The following is a 16,315-nucleotide window of genomic DNA, read 5'->3' as shown; positions in this document are numbered from 1 at the left end:
TTTGCGCGCGCCAATCGATTACCTCGGAGGTCATGCGCATGATCCGGTAAGGTGTGAAGCGGTTTTCCGACAAGATCATGCGCCAACAAAGAACTGAAGCGCGATGATATTCATCGCGCTTCAGGCGCGCGCAATTTTGTCCGGGCGACGCTTACTTCGCCGCGGTCACCATGATCTCGACGGTGTATTGCGGGGCGGCGAGCTTGGCTTCCACGGTGGCACGCGCCGGCGTGTTGCCGGGCGACACCCAGGCGTCCCACACGGCGTTCATTTCCTGAAAGGTCTTCATGTCGGTGATGTAGATCGTCGCCGACAGCAGTTTCGATTTGTCGGTGCCTGCCTTGGCAAGATGGCTGTCGATGGTCGCCAGAATGTCCTGGGTCTGCTTCGTCACGCTTTCACCGGCGGCCTTGCTGGCGACGACACCAGCGAGATAGACGGTGTTGCCGTGCACGACGACCTGGCTCATGCGCGGGCCGGATTCAAGACGTTGAATGCTCATGGGGATCTCCTGTTGGAATGGCGGCCCTGTCTAGCGCAGCGCCTTGTGCTCTGCCACCCCGGTGACGCATGCGTCGCCGGTGACGCATGCGTCGCGGCCGATGCATGCGCGGCCTAAAGCGCGATGAGATTGAAATCAATCGTCACCGCGCTTTAGGTTCTTGATCGTGCATGATCTTTTTCGGAAAACCGCTTCGCACTTTGCGCTAACGCGGCCCTTCGGGTCCGGATCATGCGCTAAGGAAAGCGGCTGAAGAACGCCCAGATCGTATCGGCGCCGTCGATGTCGCCGTTCTGCGGGCCGAGCAGGCCGTTCGCGAGCTTTGGGAAATTCGCGTCGGGGAAATGCCCGGGCATGCGATGACCGCCGCCATTGACGCGATAGAGCACGACGTCGCGCCCTTTCGGGCAGCGAGAGCCGATCTGCGTCACGGTGGACTCGTCGTGAGGATTCCTGTCGGGCAGATCGGTTGCCGTGGCATCATCAGCTTCGCAGCCATCGACACTGCGCCAGAATGCCAGCGTCTTCGTGGTCGACCAGAAACCGTTGGCCGCGAAATAGCTCGTGCCGCGGCCGCCGCCATAGGGGATCAGCGGATCGACGGTGCCGTTCATGATCAGCATCGGCAGCGGACGCGATGGATGGCAGGCGGCGGCCGATTCGTCGTTGAGGTTCATGATCACGCTCGCGGCGGCCGCGAACAGATCGGCGCGGTTGCAGGCCAGCGTCATGGTCATCGCGCCGCCATTGGAGATGCCGGTGATATGGACGCGGCGCGCGTCTGCCGTGCCGTCCTTCACGAGCTTGTCGACCAGGGCCACGATGAAAGCGATGTCGTCGGTGCCCTCGGGCGGTCCGCGGCCGGCGCGTCGTGCGTCGGGTCGCGCATCAGCCCAGGCGTTGCTCAGTCCATCAGGGAAAACCACGGCAAAGGAGTCGCGCCCGGCAATCAGCGGCCAGGATGTCCGCGTCACCATGTCGGCGCCGCGCTGCGTCTTGCCGTGCAGCACGATGACGAGCGGCGCCGGCTTGGTCGGCGCCCGCATCATGATGAACGTGCGGGTCACGCCATTGACGTCGATCGTGTCGGCCTCGGCATGTACGGCGAACAGCAGCATTGCAGCCACAACTCCAATGCCCCACCGCCACAGCACGATGTCACCCCACAGCCTTCGCCGCTGCGCGCCCGGCGTTGCGGCCCGAGAACAGGCAGCCGCCGAGGAACGTGCCTTCCAGCGAGCGGTAGCCGTGCACGCCGCCGCCGCCGAAGCCGGCGGCCTCGCCCACGGCGTAAAGCCCGGGAATGACCTGGCCCTCTTGTCCGAACACGCGCGAGTCCAGATCGGTCTCGAAGCCGCCGAGCGTCTTGCGCGTCAGGATGTTGAGCTTGACCGCGATCAGCGGCCCGTGCTCGGGATCGAGGATCCGATGGGGAGCGGCGGTGCGGATCAGCTTGTCGCCGATATAGCGGCGCGCATTGTGGATATTCATGACCTGCGCGTCCTTGACGAAGGGATTGGCGATCTCACGGTCGCGCGCCTCGATCTGCATCCTGACATGGTCGAGCCTGAGGAGATCGTTGCCGGCAAGATTGTTCATGGCAGCCACGAGCTCCTCGAGCTTGTCGCGCACAATGAAGTCGACACCATGGCTCTTGAACGCTTCGACCGGCGCCGGCGCGCCCTTGTTGGTGGCGCGGCGCAAGGTCATGCGCCAGCTTTTTCCCGTGAGATCCGGATTCTGCTCGGAGCCCGAGAGCGCAAATTCCTTCTTGATGATGCTCTGGGTCAGCACGAACCAGGAATAATCATAGCCGGTCGACATGATGTATTTGAGCTGGCCGAGCGTGTCCGAGCCTGGGAAGAGCGGCGCCGGCAGGCGCGTGCCCGTGGCATCGAACCACATCGAGGAGGGACCGGGCAGGATGCGGATGCCGTGGCGCGGCCAGATTGGTGACCAGTTCTGGATGCCCTCGACATAGTGCCACATGCGGTCGCGGTTGATCAGCCGCGCGCCGACGCCTTCCGTGATGCCGATCATGCGGCCGTCGACGTGTTCGGGCACGCCGGAGATCATGAACTTCGGCGGCTCGCCCAGCCGCTTCGGCCAGTTCTGCCGCACCAGATCGTGATTGCCGCCGATGCCGCCGGAGGCAACGATCACCGCCTGCGCCTTCAACGTGAAGTCGCCGACTACCTTGCGCGAGGAGCTCTTGCCGCGCTCGACACTGTCAGGCTCGAGGATTTTTCCGCTCACGCCGTCGACCGTGCCGTTCGTGATGTTCAATGCATCGACGCGATGGCGGAACTTGAAGGTCAGCCGGCCCCTTCTGGCCGCCTCGCGTGCGCGGCGCTCGAACGGCTCGACGATGCCGGGTCCTGTGCCCCAGGTGACGTGAAAGCGCGGCACCGAATTGCCGTGCCCCATCGCGTCATAGCCGCCGCGCTCGGCCCAGCCGACCACCGGGAAGATGCGATGGCCCATCGCGCGGAGCCACGAGCGCTTCTCGCCGGCCGCGAACGCCACATAGGCTTCAGCCCATTTCCTTGGCCACAAATCCTCGTCGCGGTCGAAGCCCGCGGTGCCGAGCCAGTCCTGCAATGCGAGCTCGAAGGAATCCTTGATCCCGAGCCGGCGCTGTTCCGGCGAATCGACCAGGAACAATCCGCCGAACGACCAGAACGCCTGACCGCCGATCGATTGCTCGCCCTCCTGATCGACGACGATCACGCGCTTGCCGGCATCGGCAATCTCGGTTGCAGCAACCAGCCCCGACAACCCCGCGCCGATAATGATGACGTCCGCCTGCTCAGCCATTGAGTTCCCCCTGTAGTCATCCGGATTGTCAGCCGCCGTCGCTGGGATCAAGAGGAGGGGCGCAAGAATCCGTTAACTTGTTCCACTTTGGGATTGGGCCGGCCAAGGGATCGGCGAAGTGCAGCGCGGGCGCAACACCGTATTTGAATTTGTTTTGAGCCAGCCCACGCGCCTAGACAAAACCACGGTTACGACGGACGCTGGCGCAGCATCATCACCTGACACACAGATTCGAATGGGACTGGGGCGGGGGACATGAAGTTTCTGACGGGGTTGCTCGCAGCGGTTCTCCTGTTCGCGGGCATGGGGGCCTCTCGCGCAGTGGTTCGTATCGCGGACGACCGTGGCGGCCGCATCGGAACCTATGTCGACAGGTACCAGGACCTGCGGCAGTCCGGCGAGACCGTGATCATCGACGGGCTCTGCGCCTCTGCCTGCACCATCGTCCTCGGTGCCATCCCGCGAGACCGCATCTGCGTGACCTCGCATGCGACGCTCGGCTTCCATGCCGCCTGGGATTTCGGCTCCAATGGCCGCGCCGTCACCAATCCCGAAGCGACCCAGATGCTGTATGCGATGTACCCGTCGCACGTGAGGCGCTGGATCTCGCAGCGTGGCGGCCTCACCCCGCACATGATCTTCCTCAGGGGCAGGCAGCTCCAGGCGATGTACAAGCCCTGCTACATGGACGTGCAGGCCGCGCCCAGCCGGCCGTCGCGCCGGGCTCTTCCGCAAGCGGATGAGCTGGAGTCCGCCCGGGGCCAGCTGCTTCACTAATATCCATCAGAACGAGCTGATCCGGGGAGCTATTCTGGCCCGCCCGCGGCGCTTGCCCGGGCGTGGGCCAGCGCCTATTTGAAGGGCAGGGAACCGGCGCGCATCGCCCCGGTCATTGTCATGGCTCAACCGCTGCAATCGGCACATCCGGTATCGGACAATTCGCCCACTGCCGGCAGGACGCCGTCCGTGCTGCTATTTGCGGGCGCAGGGCTTGGCGGTCTCGCCGTGCTCGCCACGCTGGCGCTATGGTTCCACTACGGCACCCAGGTGTTTTTTGAAGTGATCAGGGCCGGCCTGTCCGCCTGCTTCTGATCCGTAAAATGGGATTCTCTCCACGATGAGCCGGACTGCCCGCCCGCTGGTGATCGCGACTGCCTTCGCCGCAAGCCTCGTCGTCGGTCTGCTTGTAATGTTCTGGGCTATGGGCGGCGTCAGCAAGGTGGCGCAGCCGGCCGCGATTGGCGGGCCGTTCACGCTCACCGACCAGAACGGCAAAACCGTCACCGACAAGAGCCTGAAGGGCAAGCCGACCCTGATCTTCTTCGGCTACACCCATTGCCCGGACGTCTGCCCGACCTCGCTGTTCGAGATCTCGGAGGTACTGCGCGCGATGGGCAAGGACGCCGACAAGGTGAACGCCTATTTCATCTCGGTCGATCCCGAGCGCGACACGCCGTCGACGATGAAGGACTATCTGTCGAGCTTCGATCCGCATCTGGAAGGCCTCAGCGGCGATCCCGCCGAGACGAGCAAGGTGCTGACGTCCTACCGCGTCTACGCCAAGAAGGTCCCGACCAAGGACGGCGACTACACCATGGACCACACCGCGCTGATCTATTTGATGGACCGCGATGGGAGGTTCGTCGCGCCGTTCAATATGAAGCGGCCCCCCGAAGAGGCCGCGGCCGAGCTGAAGCGGTATCTCTGAGGTCTCAGATGGGCTGCAATCGGCGCTCGCGTTCCCGGCGGGATGGTCTATAAGGCCCTCCGATCTCAACGAAATCCCGCTAATCTCAAGCCGATGGCCCCATCGCAACAGGCGAAATCGCTCAAAACTGTCCGCCGCCTCCTGATCGGGATGGCGGCAGCCGGCGCCTGCCTGTTGTCGACTGCGTCCGGCGCACTTGCGCAGACCCCGGCCAAGCCAGCGCCCGGTGCTCCCCAGGTTTCCCCGCAGGTCTCGCCTCAAGCGGCTCCCCAGGCCGTGCCCGGCTTCTGGGACCCGCGCCGCCGGCCCGAACGGCCGGACCTGTCGCGCCTGACGGTGATCCGTTTCCTGACCGAGACCGACTATCCGCCGTTCAACTACACCGGCGCCGACGGCAATCCGGCCGGCTTCAACGTCGATCTCGCCCGTGCGCTCTGCGAGGAGATCAAGGTCACCTGCACGGTGCAGATGCGCCGCTTCGAGACGCTGGTCGATGCGCTCTCCTCGAACCGCGGCGATGCCATCATCGCGTCCATGGCGGTGAGCCCGCAGCTCCGTGCGCGCGCCGATTTCACCGATCCCTATTATCGCGTGCCGGCGCGCTTCGCCTCGCGCAAGGACGCGGTGATGCAGGAGATCCGTCCCGAATATCTCGAGGGCAAGAAGGTCGGCGTCATCGCGGGCTCCGCCCATGAAGCGTATCTCAAGGCGATGTTCACCGATGCCGAGCTGCACGGCTATCCCAATGACGAGGCCTTGCGCACCGCGCTCCGCCGCGGCGAGGTCGACTTCATCTTCGGCGACGCCATCTCGCTGGCGTTCTGGATCAACGGCACGGATTCCGGCGATTGCTGCGCCTTCTCCGGCGGCCCCTTCGTCGAGAGCCGCTTCTTTGGCGAGGGCGTCGGCATCGCCGTGCGCAAGGGCAACGATCTGTTGCGGCAGGCGCTGAACTGGGCGCTGTTCCGCGTCTGGGAAAAAGGCCGCTACACCGATCTGTGGCTGCGGTACTTCTCGGTGAGCCCGTTTTAGGTCAGTCGCTGCCACCTCCGCCGTCATTGCGAGGAGCGCAGCGACGAAGCAATCCAGAGTGTTTCCGCGGAAAGATTCTGGATTGCTTCGCTTCGCTCGCAATGACGGCGTGTGAGGTTGTATCGCTCCACAAAATTGCATTCTGCGCGGAAATCGCTATTTTCCGCGGCCCGGAGGCCCCTTGAATGTCCGTTATTGATCCTGCCGCCAGCCCGAGCGATCTTCGTGCGCTCGCCGAACAATCCAACGCCTGGCCGTTCGAGCAGGCGAAGGCGCTTGTCGCGCGGCTGAAGAAGAGCCCGAAGGACGAGGTGCTGTTCGAGACCGGCTACGGCCCGTCCGGCCTGCCGCATATCGGCACCTTCGGCGAGGTCGCGCGCACCAGCATGGTGCGTCACGCCTTCCGCGTGCTGACCGAGGACAAGATCAAGACGCGGCTGATCGCCTTCTCCGATGACATGGACGGGTTTCGGAAAGTCCCCGACAACGTGCCCAACAGGGAGATGCTGGCGACGCATCTCGGCAAGCCGCTGACGCGGGTGCCGGATCCGTTCTCCAACGACTATCCGTCGTTCGGGCACCACAACAATGCCCGCCTGCGTGCCTTCCTCGACAGCTTTGGCTTCGATTACGAGTTCGCCAGCGCAACCGACTACTACACCTCGGGCCGGTTCGACGCGACGCTGCTGAAGATGCTCGCCGCCTACGACAAAGTGATGGCGATCATCCTGCCGACGCTCGGGCCCGACCGCCGCGCGACCTATTCGCCGTTTCTGCCCATCAGCAAGACCATGGGCGTCGTCTTGCAGGTGCCGATGATCCGCCGCGACGTCGCTGCCGGCACCGTCACTTACGTCGATCCTGATACAGGCGAAGAGGTCGAGACGCCGGTCACGGGCGGCCATGTAAAGTGCCAGTGGAAGGCCGACTGGGCGATGCGCTGGGTCGCGCTCGGCGTCGACTACGAGATGGCCGGCAAGGATCTGATCGACTCGGTGAAGCTCTCGGGCGCCATTGCGAGGACGCTCGGCGGCACGCCGCCCGAAGGCTTCAATTTCGAGCTGTTCCTCGACGAGAAGGGCCAGAAGATCTCGAAGTCGAAGGGCAACGGACTGACCATCGACGAATGGCTGCGCTATGCGCCGCCGGAATCGCTGTCGCTGTTCATGTATCGCGAGCCGAAGGCCGCCAAGCGGCTCTATTTCGATGTCATCCCGCGCAACGTCGACGACTATCAGCAGTTCCTCGACGGCTTTTCGCGGCAGGATGCCAAGCAGCAGCTCGGCAATCCCGTCTGGCACATCCATGACGGCCGTCCGCCGAAGGCCGACATGCCCGTCACCTTCCAGCTTCTGCTCACGCTGGTGTCGTCGTCGAACGCCGAAAACGCCGAGACGCTGTGGGGCTTCATCGGCCGCTATCGCCCCGGCGTGAGCCCGCAGACGCATCCGAAGCTGGACGCGATGGTCGGCTACGCCATCAACTACTATCGCGACTTCGTCGCGCCGACGAAGCAGTTCCGCGAGCCCACCGATAGCGAGCGCGCCGCGTTGCAGGACCTGCGCGATGCGCTCTCGCAATTGCCGCAGGACGCCTCGGCGGAGGATATCCAGAACGTGGTCTACGAGATCGGCCGCCGCGAGCCGTTCCTCGACCAGGTCAAGAAGGGCAAGGATGGCCGTCCCGGCGTGACGCTGGACTGGTTCAACATGCTCTACCAGGTCCTGCTCGGCCAGGAGAAAGGCCCGCGCTTCGGCTCCTTCGTCGCCGTCTACGGCATCCAGAACGCCGTCAACATGATCGACGGCGCGCTGGCGAGGAGTGCGTGAGGGCGTGTAGCCAGGATGGAACGCAGCGAAATCCGGGAAGCACTATCTCCCCGATGTCGTCCTTGCGAAAGCCAGGACCCATACCGCGGAATCTATCGACTGCGTCTGGTCGCAGTCCCAAACGAGTTGTCTTCGCCAAACGACCTCCTGGGGTAATGGGTCCTGGCTTTCGCCAGGACGACATCGCGCAGTTGAGGCGCCACATCGGCCCCTCACTGGCTCGCCCACACGATCCTTGCGATCCAGGCGACATCGGCAACCGCAAGCGTGCGCTCGTTCTGCGCGCCATCGAGCGACTGCAATTCCAGCGACTTCGCCGTGCGGCGCTTCAGCGCCTTCACCAGCATTTCGCCGGCCCTCGTCTTCACCACCACGCGGTCGCCTTTGCGGATCGGCGTGCCCGGCGACACCAGGATGACGTCGCCGTCGCGATAGGGCGCGAGCGCATCGCCGGAAATCTCAAGCGCAAAGCTGTGATCGTCCTCCGCCGAGGGCAGCGCGACTTCGCTCCAGCCCTTGCCGGCGGGGAGGCCCTGCTCGTCGAAATGGCCGCTTGTCGCGGCCTGCGCGAAGCCGAGCAGCGGTACCGAGCGGCCGTCGCGTACGCCATCGCCGATCAGCTGCACGAAGGTCTCGATCGACGAGCCGGCCGCCGCGAGCGCCTTGGCGATCGATTCGGTCGAGGGCCAGCGCTCCCGGCCGTCGGAGGTCACGCGCTTGGACTTGTTGAAGGTGGTGGGATCGAGCCCCGCCCGCTTGGCAAGCCCCGACGGCGACAGCCCGGCGCGCGCCGCGAGCCGATCCAGGGCTCCCCAGATCTGCTCGTGAGTCAGCATCCTCTGCGCTTTGGCCTGTCTGATCATCCTCGATCCGGCCCGCCTAGGAAAACTAGCCTCAAATGAACCGGTTTTCCGTTTTCGGTGCAAGAGGCGGCAGCCAAGTCTTGAGTTCGAAAGGTGCCGCCTTTACGGTCGCGCCCGGGTCTGGGACCCTTGGGGAGCGAAAACCCCAAGAGACTCAACGAGCAAGCGTAAGCAGGACACCGCAACAGGTGGTCAAGATCTATAAAATTTGTGCCGCTTCGGCCTGGCGGGAGGCCGAACGGCAGGGTGTGTACCGGGGCAGCGCGGATGACGCGCGCGACGGCTTCATCCATTTCTCCACCGCCGCCCAGGTTCCCGAGACCGCGCGAAAGCATTTCTTCGGGCAGCGCGCCCTGTTCCTGGTCGAGATCGACGGCGATGCGCTCGGCGACGCCCTGCGCTGGGAGCGCTCGCGCAACGACGAGCTGTTTCCGCATCTCTATGGCGAGCTCGATCTCGGTGCGGTGATCTCGATCATCAATCTCGCTATGCGCTCCGACGGCAATCACGACATTCCGGAGCTTGCACCGTGATCCGCGCGTTCGATGCTTTCTCGCTGCCTGTCTTGCGCTGGCTCGATCCGGAGGATGCGCATCGCCTGGCGATCCAGGGCCTGCGCTTCCTGCCGCCGACCAAGCCGCACGCCGATGATCCGAAACTGGCGGTGCGGGCCTTCGGCCTGAATTTTCCCAATCCGATCGGCATGGCCGCGGGCTTCGACAAGAGCGCGGAAGTGCCGGACGCACTGCTCAGGCTCGGCTTCGGCTTCGTCGAGATCGGCTCGGTGACGCCGAAACCGCAGGCCGGTAATCCGCGGCCGCGGCTGTTTCGCCTGGAGCGCGATGAAGCCGTCATCAACCGCATGGGCTTCAACAATGACGGCGCGACGATCGCGCTGCGGCGCCTTGCGGCGCGCGCTGAGAACGGCGGCATCGTCGGCGTCAATGTCGGGGCCAACAAGGATTCGCCCGATCGCGTCGCCGATTACGTCAAGCTGATCGAGACGTTTGCGCCGGTCGCGAGCTATTTCACCGTGAACGTCTCCTCGCCGAACACGCCGGGCCTGCGCAACTTGCAGGAGGGCGCGCTGCTCGACGATCTCCTTGCCCACGTGATCGACGCGCGCGAGCGCGTGCGCGAGACGGCCGGCGATACGCCGGTGCTGCTCAAGATCGCGCCGGATTTGAGCCTCGCCCAGCTCGACGACGTCGTGCAGGTCGCCCGCGCGCGGAAGGTCGACGGCATGATCGTGTCGAACACGACGATCGCGCGGCCGAGCACGCTGCGCGAGCAGATGCGCGCGAAGGAGCAGGGCGGTCTCTCCGGCCGGCCGCTGTTTCGCCTGTCGACGCGCATGGTCGCGGAGACCTATGTGCGCGTCGAGGGCGCGTTCCCGCTGATCGGCGTCGGCGGCGTGGATAGCGGCGGTGCGGCGCTGACAAAAATCCGCGCCGGCGCGAGCCTGATCCAGCTCTATTCGTCGCTTGTCTACAAGGGCCTCGGCCTTGTCGACGAGATCAAGCGCGATCTCGCCTCGACGCTGCTGCGCACCGGGCGCGACTCGCTGTCCGAGATCGTCGGCGCCGACGCCGCCACGCTCACGGCCGAGGACTGGCCGGGGATGTAGAAGGTCTCGTGCCCCGGATGCAGCGCAGCGCGCCGCTCTTCGCTGGCTTGGTGCGCTGCTGGTCCGGGGCCCATAGTCGCTGGGTCCCGGCTCTGCGGAGCGGCATTATCGGACGATGCTTCGCATCGCCGGGGCATGCCGCACCGCGTCCGGGACACGATGGTCATGATTTGGCGAACGTCGCCCGAAACAGCGCCGGATAGCGCAGGCCCTGCAGCCCGCCGCGCGCGACATAGAAGCCGAGCAGCGCGGTCCACAGTCCGGCATTGCCGAACGCTTGCAGCGCCCACCACGTGCCCAGAAAAATTCCGAGCGAGGCGAGCATCAGATTGCGCATCTCGCGCGCCCAGGTCGCGCCGACATAAATGCCGTCGAAACCAAAGGCGAACACGCCGGGCAGCGGCGCCAGGATGATGAAGACGAGAAAATCGCGCGCGCTGCGGCGGACCTCCTCGCTCGCGGTCATCAGGTTGATCAGTGCCGGGCCGAACAGCGCAAAGAGCAACGCGACGACCAGCGCGAAGCCGACGCCCCAGAGCAGCACCAGCCGCGTCGAATCGGCAAAGCCGCGCGCATCGCGCGCGCCAAAAGTGCGGCCGCAGAGCTGCTGCGCGGCGTTGGCGAGGCCATCGAGGAAGAAGGCGCTGACCAGCAGGAAATTGTTCAGCACCGCATTGGCCGCGAGCGTGACATCGCCGGCCCGCGCGCCCTTGGCGGTGAAGAACAGGAACACGGTGATCAGCGCGGCGGTGCGCACCATGATGTCCGAGTTGACCGACAGCATCCGGATCAGCTTGGCGCGGTCGAACAACCGCGCGCGGGGAATGGCGAGACCACCTTTGGCGAGACGCCGCGCCACCATCGCGCTGAGCAGGAAGCCCGCGGCCTCCGCGATCACAGCGGCGATCGCCGCGCCCGCAATGCCGGTGTCGTAGACGAGCACCAGGAGCACGGTCGCCGCCACGTTGATGAGGTTGATCACGATCTGCTGGAGCAGCGCCAGATTGGCGCGGGCAAGTCCCACCAGCCAGCCGAGCACGACGTAGTTGGCGAAGGCCAGCGGCGAGGACCAGATGCGGATCGCAAAATAGGTCTTTGCCGCGCGCGTCACGCCCTCGCTGCCGCCCATCAGGCTGAACAGCACGGCGCCGAGCGGTACCTGAAGCGCGATCAGCGCGACGCCGATCAGTCCGGCCACGATGAAGCCGCGCACGAGAATTGCGCTCTTCTCCTCCGACTCGCCGGCGCCGAGCGATTGCGCAGTGAAGGCGAGCGTGCTCATGCGCAGGAAGGCGAACAGCCAGAACAGGCAGTCGAAGATCACCGACGCCATGGCGACGCCGCCGAGCAGCGCGGCGTCGTTCAGCCGCCCGATCGCGGTGGTCGAGACCACGCCGATCAGCGGCGTGGTGAGGTTCGCGACCATCGCCGGGCCTGCGATGGCGAACACCTGTCTTGTGGTGACCCTGGGATGAACCGGTGCGTGCATGTCAGAACACCAGCATCATGCCGTCCTCCGCCGCCAGATGCGGCACGTCATCAAGGCACGACAGCATGTCCTCGCTCATATGGGTGAGGACCAGCCGCTTGGCGCCGATCTCGGGCAGATGCTGTTCCAGGGTTTTCAGGCTGAGATGGTTCTTGACCACCTTCTCGTACATGTAGGCTTCGACGATGAAAAGGTCCGCGTCATGCGCCAGCGGAATGAGCGTCTCCGTCCATTCGGTATCAGCGCTGTAGGAGAGCACGCGGCCTTCGGCCTCGATGCGATAGCCGAGGAACGGCCCACCGGACTCGCCATGCACGACCGGATAGGGCGTCACCGTCACGCCACCGAAGCTGCGGCTCTCGCCGGGCGAGAGCGCGACGACGGAAAGCTCGAAGCGCTGCTTGGTCTTCGATGAGTGCTCGAACAGCGCCTCCATCACCTGCGCGAGCCGCATCTCGATGCCTTGCGGGCCGGCAATCACCAGCGGTCGCGTCCGCCTGGAGAACTGCGCGTCGAGCAGAAAGAACGGGAGGCCGGCAAAATGATCGCCGTGGAAATGCGTGATCAGGATCAGGTCGATTTCGTCGCGATCGATCTCGAGCCGCTTCAAGGCCGGCAGCGAGGAGGCACCGCAATCGATCAGGAAATTGACCTGCCTCCCCGTGACGTGAAAGCAGGTGTTGGCCCTGCCGCCCGAGCCGAACGCATCGCCGCAGCCGACAAAGCGCAATTGCATCGGCTGCGCACTCCTTCTCCCAATCTACCGGCCGCGCGGCGCGCCGAACAGGCGCGACAGAAACCACACTGGGATCACGATGACAGCGCCGAGCAGGAAGTAGCGCCACAGCCAGTTGACCGCGTCGAAGCCGAGGTCCCACAGCCGCTGGAACAGGAGGCGAATGCTGTGGATGATATTCCAGGGATCGAAACCGATCGCAGCGAGCACGACGCCGACCAGGATCGAGAGCAGGATCAGGCGGAATGCGACCGCCAGCGGCGAGCCACCGAGAAAGCGGTTCAGGCCATCGCTGTGGCCGGCCGGCAAATCTCTGACGTCGTTGGCCATCTCAAAAAAACTCCTCAGCGGATTCGATCCCCATTATAGGGCACGGCGAGGCAGATGGGGAACCCGCATCCGGCCGTCAATCGGCTTACGGGATTTTAATTCGGGAAGCGGAGTACGCCTTGGTTGCGGGATGATCGTGTCGCAGGCTCGGTGCAACCTCTCCCGCTTGCGGGAGAGGCGCAGGCCGCCACCGGCGGCCGTTCCTCTTAAAAGAACGCCGATGCAAAGCCTCGGCTATGGCGGAGCGCCGGGTGAGGGCTCTCGCCTCTGGGGGAATCCCAATGCGGAGACACCCTCACCCCAACCCTCTCCCGCAAGCGGGAGAGGGGGCACCGCCGTCCTGGCCGCAATCCAGCCTCATTGCGCTTTCACGCCTCAATCTCCGCCACCTCCGCCTTCAGCATCTTTTCCAGCGTCTCCAGCCGGTCCGCCTCGCGTGGCGGCTTGTCCCAGCGCAGGCGGCTGATGCGGGGAAAGCGCATGGCGACGCCGGATTTGTGCCGCGGCGAGCGCTGCAATCCTTCGAAGGCGACCTCGAGCACCAGCCCCTTGTCGGGCTCGTGCACAACATGGCGCACGGGGCCGAATTTTTCCGTGGTGTTGCGGCGGACGAAGCGGTCGATCTCGAGCAGCTCCTCGTCGGTGAAGCCGAAATAGGCCTTGCCGACCGGTACCAGCTCGTCGCCGCCTTCGCCTCCCGTCCAGACACCAAAGGTGTAGTCGGAATAATAGGACGAGCGCTTGCCATGGCCGCGCTGCGCATACATCAGCACGGCATCGATGATGTGCGGGTCGCGCTTCCATTTCCACCATTGCCCCTTCGGCCGGCCCGGCAAATAGGGTGCATCGCGCCGCTTCAGCATGACGCCTTCGACGGCCTCGGCATCCTCGCCGGCGCCGGCACTTGCGGGATCGGCGCGCGCGGCGGTGAGTGCGTCCCAGCTATCGAAGGGCACGGTCGGTGAAAGGTCGATGCGGGAATCGCCCAGCTTCTTGATGAAGGTTTCGAGATGCTGGCGCCGCTCGGCAAAGGGCAGCTCGCGCAGATCGTTCTCGTCGTCGCCGAGCAGATCATAGGCGCGCAGGTGGATCGGAAAATCCTTGATCAGCTTTGGCGAGACTACCTTGCGGTTGAGGCGCTGCTGGAGAACGTTGAAGCTCTGCACGCGGCCGTCGCGCACGACGAGCAGCTCGCCGTCGATCGCGCCGGGCAGGTGCAGCGAGGGCACGAGGTCCGGAAAGCTCCCCGTGATGTCCTCGCCGGTGCGCGAATAGAGCCGCGCCGTGATGTGGCCGCGATCGTTGCGGCCCGCCACCGCCTGCACGCGGATGCCGTCCCATTTCCACTCGGCAACGTAGTCGGCGGGATCAAGGCTTTGGAAATCTGAGTCCTCGATCGCATGCGCGAGCATGACGGGACGGAACGGCGCGGGGTCGCGGTTGACGGGCTTTTCCGCGCGGCCCTCGAGCCAGGCGAACAAGTCGAGATAGGGCGGGACGAGGCCGGGCCAGATCAGCTCGATCTCATGCGGATCCTTGTCGCCGAGTGCGGCCGCCGCGGTTTTTGCCAGGCGTGCGGATACGCCGATGCGAAGCGCGCCAGTGACGAGTTTGAGCAGCGCCCAGCGGCCGGTCTCGTCGAGCTCGTCGAGCCAGCGCGCAAGCTGGCCCGGCAGCTCGGTCTTGCCGAGCGTGCGCAGCGTGGTGACGACGTCGGTGAGGGTTGGTGGCGGCGGGTGGTTGTGGTTGCGTGGGCGGAGATGGTGGCTGTCATCTCCCCCGGGGCACCCCCCTCCCTGTCCCTCCCCCGCAAGGGGGGAGGGAGCGGTGGAAGCTGTGCCTGCATCACGTGACGATACGTCGACAACCGTAACGGTTTCGCTCACCACTGCTTCAGACTTGTTGTTCGACGTGTCGCTCTCATGTCGCCCCGCGTCGCGCTGCGCTCCCTCCCCCCTTGCGGGGGAGGGCGGGGGAGGGGGGTCGCCCAGGAAAGACTGGTTGTCGTTGACGACGCCCTTCGGCCACATCAGCGCAACTGTTTCCGAGAGATCACCAACGTAATCATACGACAACCCGAACAACACCGGATCGGTACGCGCCGCAATCAGGTCGCGGATCAGCCCAGGCTTGGCGTGCTTGAAGCTCAGCGCGCCGGTCAGCGCCGCCAGCGCATAGCCGCGGTCGGGATCGCCGACCTCGCGAAAATAGCCGGTGATCAGCCGCAGCTTGTTGTTGCGGCCGGGCTCGTAGGCGAGACGGTCCAACAGTTGGGCGAAGCGGTTCATGCCTCGGCCTCGCTTGCGAGCTGCGTCTCGGTCTCCTCCTCGTCGCCATAGCCGACGAGATCGAGCGGCTGGGCCCGCAATCCTTTGCTCTTGCACCAATGCACCAGCGCGTCTTCCTGGCCGTGCGTGACCCAGATTTCGCCGGCGCCGGTCGCGGCGATCGTCGCGGTGAGGCCGTCCCAATCGGCATGGTCGGAAATCACCAGCGGCAATTCCACGCCGCCCTGCCGCGCTCGCGCGCGCACCCGCATCCAGCCCGAAGCAAATGCCGTGACCGGATCGGGAAACCGCCGCGTCCAGATATCGGAGGTGGCGGAGGGCGGTGCCAGCGTAATGGTGCCGGCGAGATCGGTCTTCTTCGTGCCCTTCACCGGGCGTAGCTCGCCGAGCGCGATGCCGCGGCTCTGGTAATAGTGCGTGATCGTCTCCATCGCGCCATGCAGATAGATCGGCGTGTCGTATCCGGCCGCGCGCAGCAGTGCGATGACGCGCTGCGCCTTGCCGAGCGAATAGGCGCCGACGAGATGCGCGCGCTCCGGAAACAGCTCCACGGAGGCGAGCAGCTTCTTCACCTCGTCCGCCGCATCGCCGTGGCGAAATACCGGCAGGCCGAATGTCGCCTCGGTGATGAAGACATCGCAGGGCACGAGTTCGAACGGCGCGCAGGTCGGGTCCGGCGCGTCCTTGTAGTCGCCGGAGGCGACGATACAGGTGTCCTTACAGGTCACCGCGATCTGCGCCGAGCCCAGCACGTGGCCCGCGGGGTGAAACTTCACCTTGACGTCGCCGAGCCGGATCTCCTCGCCATAGCGGATCGCCTGCGTCGTGCCGGCAAAGTTCTCGCCATAGCGCAGGCGCATCATGTCCAGCGTCTCCTGCGTCGCCAGCACGACGCCGTGGCCGGCACGCGCATGGTCGGAATGGCCGTGGGTGATCACGGCGCGCTCGACCGGGCGGACAGGATCGATATGGAAGCCGCCCGGCTTGCAGCACAGGCCGGCAGCAGTTGGCAACAGGATGTCTTGCGGGCGCATTTCTGTCATATAGGCTGCACGCCCGTTTCATTCGAGTCATTGGCCCGCGTCGTCTTCTGG

16 protein-coding genes are annotated in these 16,315 nt (G+C 65.1%); 7 read left to right on the top strand and 9 right to left on the bottom strand.

Features of this window, described 5'->3' with window-relative positions; all coding sequences use genetic code 11:
- Positions 1-151: 151 nt before the first annotated feature.
- From NLN62_RS14950 to NLN62_RS14940, 3 genes are all read right to left on the bottom strand, one after another.
- Complete coding sequence (locus tag NLN62_RS14950; RefSeq protein WP_027521484.1) at positions 152-502, bottom strand: RidA family protein; 351 nt, start codon at positions 500-502, stop codon at positions 152-154.
- A 236-nt stretch (positions 503-738) separates the two neighbouring features.
- Positions 739-1,620, bottom strand: coding sequence for a PHB depolymerase family esterase (locus NLN62_RS14945; protein ID WP_254109266.1), 882 nt, complete (start codon positions 1,618-1,620; stop codon positions 739-741).
- Positions 1,621-1,660: 40 nt separating this feature from the next.
- Positions 1,661-3,319, bottom strand: a complete 1,659-nt coding sequence (locus NLN62_RS14940) for an FAD-binding dehydrogenase (RefSeq protein WP_254109265.1) — start codon at positions 3,317-3,319, stop codon at positions 1,661-1,663.
- A gap of 255 nt (positions 3,320-3,574) precedes the next feature.
- Here NLN62_RS14940 and NLN62_RS14935 point away from each other — a divergent pair, with 255 nt between their 5' ends.
- From NLN62_RS14935 to NLN62_RS14915, 5 genes are all read left to right on the top strand, one after another.
- On the top strand, positions 3,575-4,096 hold the full coding sequence (locus NLN62_RS14935) for a hypothetical protein (RefSeq protein WP_254109264.1): 522 nt from the start codon (positions 3,575-3,577) through the stop codon (positions 4,094-4,096).
- Between the two features lie 120 nt (positions 4,097-4,216).
- Complete coding sequence (locus tag NLN62_RS14930) at positions 4,217-4,411, top strand: hypothetical protein (protein ID WP_027521480.1); 195 nt, start codon at positions 4,217-4,219, stop codon at positions 4,409-4,411.
- A 25-nt stretch (positions 4,412-4,436) separates the two neighbouring features.
- Positions 4,437-5,027 (top strand): SCO family protein, encoded by a 591-nt coding sequence (locus NLN62_RS14925; RefSeq protein WP_027521479.1) that lies wholly within the window; start codon positions 4,437-4,439, stop codon positions 5,025-5,027.
- 93 nt (positions 5,028-5,120) lie between these two features.
- Positions 5,121-6,059 (top strand): transporter substrate-binding domain-containing protein, encoded by a 939-nt coding sequence (locus NLN62_RS14920; protein ID WP_254109263.1) that lies wholly within the window; start codon positions 5,121-5,123, stop codon positions 6,057-6,059.
- Positions 6,060-6,244: 185 nt separating this feature from the next.
- Positions 6,245-7,888 (top strand): lysine--tRNA ligase, encoded by a 1,644-nt coding sequence (locus tag NLN62_RS14915; RefSeq protein WP_254109262.1) that lies wholly within the window; start codon positions 6,245-6,247, stop codon positions 7,886-7,888.
- Between the two features lie 212 nt (positions 7,889-8,100).
- Here the strand turns inward: NLN62_RS14915 and NLN62_RS14910 are convergent, their stop codons facing one another.
- Positions 8,101-8,751 carry a helix-turn-helix transcriptional regulator gene (locus tag NLN62_RS14910; protein WP_027521476.1) on the bottom strand — a complete coding sequence of 217 codons (651 nt, stop codon included), beginning with the start codon at positions 8,749-8,751 and terminating at the stop codon, positions 8,101-8,103.
- Between the two features lie 188 nt (positions 8,752-8,939).
- Between NLN62_RS14910 and NLN62_RS14905 the strand changes: the two genes are divergently transcribed.
- Positions 8,940-9,284 carry a DUF952 domain-containing protein gene (locus NLN62_RS14905; protein ID WP_027521475.1) on the top strand — a complete coding sequence of 115 codons (345 nt, stop codon included), beginning with the start codon at positions 8,940-8,942 and terminating at the stop codon, positions 9,282-9,284.
- Complete coding sequence (locus tag NLN62_RS14900; RefSeq protein ID WP_027521474.1) at positions 9,281-10,378, top strand: quinone-dependent dihydroorotate dehydrogenase; 1,098 nt, start codon at positions 9,281-9,283, stop codon at positions 10,376-10,378. The genes NLN62_RS14905 and NLN62_RS14900 overlap by 4 nt, the downstream gene beginning before the upstream one ends.
- Before the next feature lie 163 nt (positions 10,379-10,541).
- On the opposite strand, the gene NLN62_RS14895 is transcribed toward NLN62_RS14900, so the two are convergent.
- The 5 genes from NLN62_RS14895 to NLN62_RS14875 all read right to left on the bottom strand — a co-directional run bounded on the left by NLN62_RS14895 (position 10,542) and on the right by NLN62_RS14875 (position 16,255).
- On the bottom strand, positions 10,542-11,867 hold the full coding sequence (locus NLN62_RS14895; protein WP_027521473.1) for an MATE family efflux transporter: 1,326 nt from the start codon (positions 11,865-11,867) through the stop codon (positions 10,542-10,544).
- Position 11,868: 1 nt separating this feature from the next.
- Positions 11,869-12,603, bottom strand: coding sequence for an MBL fold metallo-hydrolase (locus NLN62_RS14890; RefSeq protein ID WP_254109261.1), 735 nt, complete (start codon positions 12,601-12,603; stop codon positions 11,869-11,871).
- Between the two features lie 24 nt (positions 12,604-12,627).
- Positions 12,628-12,933 (bottom strand): DUF6460 domain-containing protein, encoded by a 306-nt coding sequence (locus tag NLN62_RS14885; RefSeq protein WP_027521471.1) that lies wholly within the window; start codon positions 12,931-12,933, stop codon positions 12,628-12,630.
- 368 nt (positions 12,934-13,301) lie between these two features.
- On the bottom strand, positions 13,302-15,221 hold the full coding sequence (locus NLN62_RS14880) for an ATP-dependent DNA ligase (RefSeq protein ID WP_254109260.1): 1,920 nt from the start codon (positions 15,219-15,221) through the stop codon (positions 13,302-13,304).
- Complete coding sequence (locus NLN62_RS14875) at positions 15,218-16,255, bottom strand: ligase-associated DNA damage response exonuclease (protein WP_254113503.1); 1,038 nt, start codon at positions 16,253-16,255, stop codon at positions 15,218-15,220. The genes NLN62_RS14880 and NLN62_RS14875 overlap by 4 nt, the downstream gene beginning before the upstream one ends.
- Positions 16,256-16,315: the final 60 nt, after the last annotated feature.

This window comes from Bradyrhizobium sp. CCGUVB23, assembly GCF_024199885.1.
Classification (GTDB): Bacteria; Pseudomonadota; Alphaproteobacteria; order Rhizobiales; family Xanthobacteraceae; genus Bradyrhizobium.
Note: the sequence above shows the minus strand (reverse complement) of the source record. Positions and strands in the feature narration are given on the sequence as shown.

Excerpts from the sequence above, each read along its gene's own strand:
- NLN62_RS14950 (WP_027521484.1), bottom strand. The coding sequence starts at position 502 with ATGAGCATTCAACGTCTTGAATCCGGCCCGCGCATGAGCCAGGTCGTC.
- NLN62_RS14945 (WP_254109266.1), bottom strand. The coding sequence starts at position 1,620 with ATGCTGCTGTTCGCCGTACATGCCGAGGCCGACACGATCGACGTCAAT.
- NLN62_RS14940 (WP_254109265.1), bottom strand. The coding sequence starts at position 3,319 with ATGGCTGAGCAGGCGGACGTCATCATTATCGGCGCGGGGTTGTCGGGG.
- NLN62_RS14935 (WP_254109264.1), top strand. The coding sequence starts at position 3,575 with ATGAAGTTTCTGACGGGGTTGCTCGCAGCGGTTCTCCTGTTCGCGGGC.
- NLN62_RS14930 (WP_027521480.1), top strand. The coding sequence starts at position 4,217 with ATGGCTCAACCGCTGCAATCGGCACATCCGGTATCGGACAATTCGCCC.
- NLN62_RS14925 (WP_027521479.1), top strand. The coding sequence starts at position 4,437 with ATGAGCCGGACTGCCCGCCCGCTGGTGATCGCGACTGCCTTCGCCGCA.
- NLN62_RS14920 (WP_254109263.1), top strand. The coding sequence starts at position 5,121 with ATGGCCCCATCGCAACAGGCGAAATCGCTCAAAACTGTCCGCCGCCTC.
- NLN62_RS14915 (WP_254109262.1), top strand. The coding sequence starts at position 6,245 with ATGTCCGTTATTGATCCTGCCGCCAGCCCGAGCGATCTTCGTGCGCTC.
- NLN62_RS14910 (WP_027521476.1), bottom strand. The coding sequence starts at position 8,751 with ATGATCAGACAGGCCAAAGCGCAGAGGATGCTGACTCACGAGCAGATC.
- NLN62_RS14895 (WP_027521473.1), bottom strand. The coding sequence starts at position 11,867 with ATGCACGCACCGGTTCATCCCAGGGTCACCACAAGACAGGTGTTCGCC.
- NLN62_RS14890 (WP_254109261.1), bottom strand. The coding sequence starts at position 12,603 with ATGCAATTGCGCTTTGTCGGCTGCGGCGATGCGTTCGGCTCGGGCGGC.
- NLN62_RS14885 (WP_027521471.1), bottom strand. The coding sequence starts at position 12,933 with ATGGCCAACGACGTCAGAGATTTGCCGGCCGGCCACAGCGATGGCCTG.
- NLN62_RS14880 (WP_254109260.1), bottom strand. The coding sequence starts at position 15,221 with ATGAACCGCTTCGCCCAACTGTTGGACCGTCTCGCCTACGAGCCCGGC.
- NLN62_RS14875 (WP_254113503.1), bottom strand. The coding sequence starts at position 16,255 with ATGCGCCCGCAAGACATCCTGTTGCCAACTGCTGCCGGCCTGTGCTGC.